4 protein-coding genes are annotated in these 5280 nt (G+C 36.7%); 1 reads left to right on the top strand and 3 read right to left on the bottom strand.

The genetic code is table 11. From position 1 onward, the window contains the following. Positions 1-553: 553 nt before the first annotated feature. Positions 554-640, top strand: coding sequence for a type I toxin-antitoxin system Fst family toxin (locus DRV96_RS18875; RefSeq protein WP_107196852.1), 87 nt, complete (start codon positions 554-556; stop codon positions 638-640). An 808-nt stretch (positions 641-1448) separates the two neighbouring features. Here DRV96_RS18875 and mobV read toward each other — a convergent pair. From mobV to DRV96_RS17375, 3 genes are all read right to left on the bottom strand, one after another. After that, positions 1449-3209 carry a MobV family relaxase gene (mobV, locus tag DRV96_RS17390; protein ID WP_104681008.1) on the bottom strand — a complete coding sequence of 587 codons (1761 nt, stop codon included), beginning with the start codon at positions 3207-3209 and terminating at the stop codon, positions 1449-1451. Between the two features lie 698 nt (positions 3210-3907). After that, the gene (locus DRV96_RS17380) at positions 3908-4180 is read right to left on the bottom strand and encodes a hypothetical protein (protein WP_225590051.1); all 273 of its coding nucleotides are present in this window, start codon (positions 4178-4180) and stop codon (positions 3908-3910) included. Positions 4181-4330: 150 nt separating this feature from the next. Then, positions 4331-5062, bottom strand: coding sequence for a replication initiation protein (locus DRV96_RS17375; RefSeq protein WP_025188181.1), 732 nt, complete (start codon positions 5060-5062; stop codon positions 4331-4333). Positions 5063-5280: the final 218 nt, after the last annotated feature.

The raw sequence follows: 5280 nt of genomic DNA, 5'->3' as shown, positions 1-5280 counted from the left end.
TTGGTACACAGATAAAATGATGTTGGTACACAGATAAAATGATGTTGGTACACAGATAAAATGATGTTGGTACACAGATAAAATGATGTTGGTACCCTCTGCTCTTCCTTAGAGCCACGTGGCACACAGACCGCCTAAAAAGGTTTTAAAAAATATATAAAAAATATATAAAAATAAACGCGTGCGCGTGCGAGGAAATTTCCCGCCTAAAAATTCACTCTTTTTTCTACAAACAGGTTCGCGATATTTACGAAACTGTCACTAAAAAATTGAAAAACAAAAAAAGGAGTGAGCGAAATTCTTCGCTCACATTATGCTTGCAGCGTTCACTTCGTTCACTCGCTAAAATCAAAATCAATACCGTTGACAAGGTAACTCATTTGGTTAAGCTCTATTTGCTTGTCTGAAGCTCTTTAAGACGTGTTTAGTGGTTTCAGGTAATCTTGTTAAGATTGCGCCTTGCAGGCGGTCAGGGCAAGCCCTAACAACCCCCACAAGAAATTCTTCTTGTGATATACTTGTTTTGGCAACTGCCCCGAAAGGGGGTGTAAACATGATTGAAAGCTTAATTTCGTTGATTATCGCCCCACTTTTTGTGGGTTTAGTACTTTTGCTAGTTGATCGTTGGCTAGACGATTAGCAGATAATCTATGCAGTTGCTTTTCTAGCTCCAACGCTGAAATCGCAACAGTGTAAAAAAAGCCCTCCTACTGAGAATAGGAGGGCTTTTTGGTGTAAACATGATTTTGCTTAATTTCGCTTCGCACTTACACAATAACATTTTTTTTCTGTATTTTCAAACGTCAGATTAGATTACGCAAAACGTCAATTAGAGAAATACCATATCGAAATAGTTAGTATTAAACATAGTAATACTATGAGGATAGACAATATTTTACTTTTTGGACTATCTTCAAAGCTTTTATTTTCTGGTCTGTAAGTGGGATTCACTACTTTCGCGTTGTAATCCATTGTACTTCCCAAATATACTTCTGAAGGAATTAAAAAAAATAATAAAATTCCGTAAAAAATAATTATCAATATGGGCAAATCAATATTAACTAAAAAAGAAGTTATATAGCTTAAAACTAAAGGAATAGTAATATAAAATATATTTTTTATTAGATATTTTTTCATAAAATAACCTCAAATTTAGCAACTATTTTGTCCATCTTGTATGCATTGGGATACAAAATCCACCGGCTTTATGATAGCCTCCTGCAGTCCACCCGCCTTTTTTCCAATAAAATCCTGGCTGACACTCTATAGAATCCCACTCTCTAGCACTTGCTTCTGTAGTTGAACTTAAAGCAACAGAGATAAAAGACACACCTAAAATTAGAACTAGCAACTTTTTCATAATGATTACATCACTTTTTTTTAATTTTTATTAATATATTTTAATTTAACTGTTTTTATGTGTCAATAATTTATCAATTAAATTATTTTTAACGAGATAAACCTCGTCCTTTTGACATATCTCTTGAATATTTTTTACTCTGTTGCCAAGCCTTTTTATCTGTCGACTGTTCAAACGTAAAAGCTTTCTTCTCTAGCACTTGTTCTTCAGACAGCTGTAAAGTATTAGTTCGTGAACGGCCATTTGCCATATACTCGCCGACAAACTCATAACACCCTGTTTCTCTGTTGTAAAACGGGGCTTTTAGGGGGTAGAAATGTGGGTTTAAGGACATTGTTACCCCTTTTGACCCCGTATCTGGTGGTAAAAACAATGTCCCTTTTTCGTCAATGAGGTAGGTTCTGTCCTTGGAATATCGCTCCAGGGATTTTTTTAATTTAGGCGCGTTCTGAAGGTACTTCACTCCTTGCTGAATGGTAAATAAAATGGTTTCTTTGGCCTGTCCTAGTCTCTCATGAAGGTAAGTGGTTAACCCGTCAAACTTTAGTTTTATCTCTTGATATTTTTCGTTTAGTTCAGAAAAGTCGTAGGTTAAGTCAGTAATTTTATCTTTTAACCGCTTATTCTCTGTTTCTAACACAGAAACTTTTTGTGTTGTTCTATCAAGTTCTTGTTTGATTTGTTCGCTCTGGTCATAGTTTAGTTGTTTTTCTTCAAACGCTGTTAATTGTTCTTTTTTCAGGGTTAATTCATAGGCTAAGTCCGTTATTTGTAATTCTTGTTCATGATTTACTTGTGTCAATTCTTTATTTTTCTGCGCCAAGGTATTGTTTTCGATTTTAAGGTGCTTATTTTGCGTTCTAAGCGTTTCAAAATCTTTCGTAATACTTTTTATTGCCGAAAGGTCAGAAGCGCTTAGAACGTATTTTAAACCGTTAAAACTAAATTTCTTTTCTTTGATATTTGCTAAATCAGGTAAAACGGTTGTTTGTAGAGAGTTAATGATTTCGTTTCGCTTCGTTTCCAGTTGGTTCATGGCTTGGACTTTGCCCTTTACTTCTTCGTTCTTCTCTTCAAGAAGACGGTCAATACGGAAGATTGCCTGTTCATAGGAATGGAGTTCTCTTTCTTTTTCTACCAGAATTTGTTCCTGATTCGCGAGTTCTTGTTTAGAAACCTGTATTTCTTTTTGAACGTCTTTGTATTCTTTGACAGATAAATGCTTTTGCGGACTCCCACGGAGTCCACGCTCAATAGCGTAGCCCCGTTCTTTCAAATAGTTTGGCAGTTCTTCCTGAATCTCTAACAAACTTTGCCGACTAAACACCTGTTTACTGCTCAATCGCCCTTCGTACATAGGCACAATTCCTAAGTGCATATGGGGCGTGGTTTCGTCTAAATGTACCGTGGCATAGGCGACATTTTGTCGACCGCAGCGATCAGAGAAATACGCGACAACATCGGTAAAAAATGCTTGTGTGTCTGTATTCTCTTGGAAAAAGGCGGTATCACTAGTGATTATCCATTCGTTCACAAGGACTGCGTCTTTTCTAACCGCTCGTTTACTGATTCGTTGGCTCTCAATGATTTGTTTGATTTTCTCCCGATAATTGATTGAACCAGGATTGACTAAGTCATAATTCAAGTGAGATTTCTCAATATCAATATCAGGATTGGAATGATTATCGGTTTCTCGTTGATTATGCCGTTGGATACCGCTTAAGTTTCCAACTTTCATTTTCTCCATACGTGCGACAATTTTTGACATGAGCGCTCCCCCCCCTTTTTTTTCTTGTGGCGTTCTTTGTCTTTGGATTTCGGCAGCACTTCCAAGTAAAGTATAACGCACTATACTTTACTTCGTAAAGGTGCGCTCTGCCGAGGGCTGTCGGCTAGTACTCGGAAGGTCAGCCTTTAGGCTTCCCAATCTCGCACTTAGCCGATTGCCTACGGTCAAACTTTCCATTTCTGCTAAGGCAGAAACTCCAAATTCCCCTCCGTCAAAAAACCGTTTAAATAACGACTGCCTGAAATTAGTGAACGTGCTAGCTTTCTGCTAGCCGGTGCTAGTAATGTGCTAATTTGGTGCTAAAAACCTGCTAGTCACTGCTAGGAATCTGCTAGTTTGGGTGCTAGAAACCTGCTAGTGAGTGCTAAAAATGTGCTAGTTTACCTGAAAGTACCTGCTAGTAAAGTGCTAGCGAAGAACGAAAGTGTACCCCACGGGAAAGCCTTGCACTGCAAGGCGTCCCACCTTGTGTGGGACCCAGTTTCCCTTATGCTCTTCCGAAACACATGAAACAATTAAGTAAATTTCAAGAACAAAAGACAAAAAATAACAACAGTGGGGATTGGGGGAACCCCAAAAATTTGAATGACACCTACCAAAAATACTGGTAGGTGTCATTCAAAATATCGCAACATGGTACCATGTTGCTCTGCTTGCAAAAAGAAAGCCTACCCCAAAATGGAAGTAGGCTAATCTTGATATTTTTCGAGTGTTATCCCAAATAGTCAACATTTTTTTATAACAAGCAAGGGTAGTTTTTATTCTTCTTCGTCTAGAGATTGACCGTCAATCTTCACAATCCCACAGGAAATATCTTCTTCTAGCGTAACTTTGTAGGCTACCGTATCAATAAGTAGAATGTATGACCGACTTAGATAATTAAACATTCTTAGCGTTTCGTCTCGAACTACAGTATCTAATCGTGATAAGTCAAGTGGCTCCAAATCAAGCAATAGCGCTTCTAGTTCACTCTCAAACTTATCTAGTCGCTCCAGTACAGCCTGTGTGACTTCGTACTCCTCTTTTGTCATGTTGTATCCTGTCATTAATCCCATAAGTAGGACCTCCAAAATAATTTATTTTAGAAGTCCTCACGCAAATATGCTAAAATAATCTAGCAGTCTGGAAGATTGCGTGAGGAACTTGCTAACTTGCTTAATGTGAGGGGGCAAGTTCTTTTTTTATTCTCCGTTTACCCAGTCATGCATAGTTATGCTTGGTTTGTTGGTTTTCAGACCAGTAAACGTAAATTCTAGTTTGGCAATCTTATTGCCTTTTTTGGCTTTGATTTTTGTTAATTCTAAATTCTCAAAGTAATTATTGAGTTCTTTCATTGCAGGTTTTATCACTCTTTGGTCTATTTGTCCCATTTGAGTATACGATTTTGGAATATCCATTATTTCTTTAAATTCATCAATACTAACGGTATAGTAACCAGTTGACCGATATTGCATTAATAAGCGAAACAACGTTTTAGCATAGGTTGATCGGATAGCAGTAAATGCAGATAACTCGAACCTACTAAATTCAGTTGTTAAGCCATTAAGAATACCTTCCAATTTAGGATTGATACTTACTTCAACTGTTTGTTTTTTTACATTAACGTCAAAGCCAGTAAACAAGACAAATCGTCGAAAACTTCCGTCATCATCATACTCATTCCGATAAGTTAGTTGCAGCATTTTACTGTATAGGCTATCTAAATCATTTGTAAACGCCTTAATTGCAGTCATTTTATAGTCGCTTAATTCTTTTAACTCTTCAAAAGAAAATATGATACTGTCTAAACCTTTGTCTTTCATTCTTGCACATAAGGCAAAAAATAAGTTCATTTCTTTAGCATTGAACTGTTTTAAAGCAACTAGATTTAATTCGTTTTGATATTTAACAGCTAATTCCGATTTTTCATTCATTCCTTTCGCCCCCTCACGCTCACATTATATAAACAGCATACATTAATGTCAAGTATGCTGTTTATATAATGTGAGCGTGATTTTACAAAGATAATTTGTTATTAGTAGTCAGATAAAATGATGTTGGTACACAGATAAAATGATGTTGGTACACAGATAAAATGATGTTGGTACACAGATAAAATGATGTTGGTACACAGATAAAATGATGTTGGTAC

The organism is Azohydromonas sediminis, from assembly GCF_003574675.1.
Lineage (GTDB): Bacteria > Pseudomonadota > Gammaproteobacteria > Burkholderiales > Burkholderiaceae_C > Calidifontimicrobium > Calidifontimicrobium sediminis.
This window is presented reverse-complemented; position numbering and strand designations above follow the sequence as displayed.

Excerpts from the sequence above, each read along its gene's own strand:
- DRV96_RS17380 (WP_225590051.1), bottom strand. The coding sequence starts at position 4,180 with ATGACAAAAGAGGAGTACGAAGTCACACAGGCTGTACTGGAGCGACTA.
- DRV96_RS18875 (WP_107196852.1), top strand. The coding sequence starts at position 554 with ATGATTGAAAGCTTAATTTCGTTGATTATCGCCCCACTTTTTGTGGGT.
- DRV96_RS17375 (WP_025188181.1), bottom strand. The coding sequence starts at position 5,062 with ATGAATGAAAAATCGGAATTAGCTGTTAAATATCAAAACGAATTAAAT.